At 46.0% G+C, this 2320-nt stretch carries 1 protein-coding gene; it reads right to left on the reverse strand.

What is annotated here, in order from left to right; translation table 11 throughout:
- On the reverse strand, positions 1–1848 hold a 1848-nt coding region (locus HY877_06620; GenBank protein ID MBI5299943.1), incomplete at its 3' end, for a squalene--hopene cyclase.
- Positions 1849–2320 lie beyond the last annotated feature (472 nt).

Here is a 2320-nt window from a genome sequence, read left to right on the forward strand (position 1 = left end):
CGCCACAAGACCCATCACCGCCCAAGCCGTTTGGGAGGGGACACTTTCAGGGTAGGGAAGAAATTTCTTTTTGACGTAGCTTTCGGGTGATTCGCTAAAACCTCCATCTTCATTCTGAATACTCTTGAGCCACTGACAGGCTTTGCGGGATTCTTTGACAAGCGGATTTTCTTTTCCCAAAGTCTCAAGCGCCGTCAACACCGTCCATGTTCCATAAATATAATTAACTCCCCAACGTCCGTACCAACCCCCAAAGTGTTCCTGTGACTTTTTCAAAAAGCGAATCGCTTTTTTGAGGATTTTTTCGTTGGGAGACATCCCTCCGGGAGACGTCCCCAGTTTCATCAGGAGCTCGATGGCTCTGCCCGTAATGTCAGGAGTAGAAGGGTCAAGACAGGCCCCGTGATCGGAGAAGGGGATTTTGTTTAGTAAATCGAGATCATTATTTTTATCGAAGGCTCCCCAACCGCCGTCATCATTTTGCATTGACAACAACCAAGCCAGTCCGCGATCCATGGCCGGTTTCTTTTCTTCTTCCGGAATGGGAAGAGTTTGGAGAGTTGTCAAAACTTCTATGGTGTCATCGACATCGGGAAAATATTCGTTTTTGAATTCAAAAGACCAACCGCCCGCAATGCCGTCCGGATTTTTAAACCGCCAGTCTCCATTTGGATTCGTGACCTCTTTGGAAAGAAGCCAGCGTCCCGCCTTCAACAATCTTTTGTCATGAGGTTTGATAAGATCCGTTTCAAGAAGCGCAACCAAAGCCCATGGGGTATCCCAGACGGGAGAGATGCAACATTGTTGGTGAATGATGGAAGAAGGACCATGGACCGTGGACCATGGACTAGGGACCTCTTCGTTGAAAAATGGAAGTGCTGGCGGGGAGTCGCCGTCATATTTTTGTTGAAAACTTTTCAGGGCTTTGAGGGCTGTTTGGATTTGGATGGAGTCATTGGGAAGTCCAAAAGCTTTGAAAGCCATGGCGCCATAGGCTAGGGCAGGGTAGATGTCCTCGGTTTTTTGCATATGTTCCCAAACCCAGTCGATGGCTTTTTCAAAGGTATAGGGCCGCCACGGTTTGAAAGGGACACGGTCGAGATATTTCAGACCTTTATCAATGACCAAAAAAAGACGTTCAATGGAAAGGGGACTTGTTTTTCGGCTCGGCGCCCATTTTCTTTGATCTGGGGGCTCTTTATAAAGTTCTTCCAGATTAATTCCGTTCAGTTTTACAACCGGTTTTTTATTTAAAATGACGAGCAGAGGGACGATGGAAGCTCTGGCCCAGCTTGAAAAATGGTAGATGTTGACCGGAGCCCAAGGAGGAAGAAGTATCATTTCCGGCGGCATGATCGGGCAAAGTTCCCACGGAATCAGACCAAAAAGTGCCAAGTGAATGCGGGTAAAAACTCGGACTTCCGTGAGCCCGCCATTTTCCAGAATGAATTTTTTTGCCTTTTGAAGGGGTTCTGCATCCGGTGAAAATCCGGCGAGCCGAAGGCTAAAGTAACACTCAACCGTTGCGCTGAGATCACCCGGGGCTGTGTGATAAAGTCCCCAGCTTCCATCTTCACGTTGTACTTGAAGGATTCGATTTATCACACCCGTTTGAATAGCAGGATCAATCTCACCTAAAAAATGCATGAGCAGAATAAACTCAGCCCCAATGGTTTCATTGGCCTCCAAAGTAAACCACCAGTAACCGTCGGGGTGTTGGAGATTTAAAAGAGTATTGGAAGACTGCTTTAGAACCTTATTGAGGATGTCTGAGGGAACACTATAAGGTGGTGGTACTAACGGTTTTCTGGGACTGATCTCTTTATCAATATTAAAGTTAATGCGCATAATGTATCTTTTATCTCTTTCTTTTTATAAAAATCCCCAAAAATCAAATAGTTGTTCGATTATCCTCGACCAAGTTCGCAACATCCTCGACCGTGCAATTTGCATAAAAATCGCTAAGAAGGCGATGAACCTAACAAATTTTTTGGGGGAGAGCAAGCGAGGTATAAATGCTCTCCATTATCAAAAATCTGAAATATCGGGAGGAAGTAACAGTTTTTCAAAGTCCGTTGGGTACGGAAAGACGTGTGCGACGAGAGGGACACCTGTTCAAGGTATTCGACATCAATTGGGCTCATCAGCGATGTTGGCATATCGAACACGCTTTGACCGCTGTGGTCGCTTGGCGGATCGCACAACACGTTCCTCCAACATTCTTGAACAATTGGCAGATAGTATTCGGTCCAACTGCAAAGCGCGGAACATTTCAATTCACACAAAACCAAGCCTTGAAAGAGCGCATTTTTCGCTATGC

The sequence above is a fragment of the Deltaproteobacteria bacterium genome, assembly GCA_016213065.1.
Lineage (GTDB): Bacteria > UBA10199 > UBA10199 > SPLOWO2-01-44-7 > SPLOWO2-01-44-7 > JACRBV01.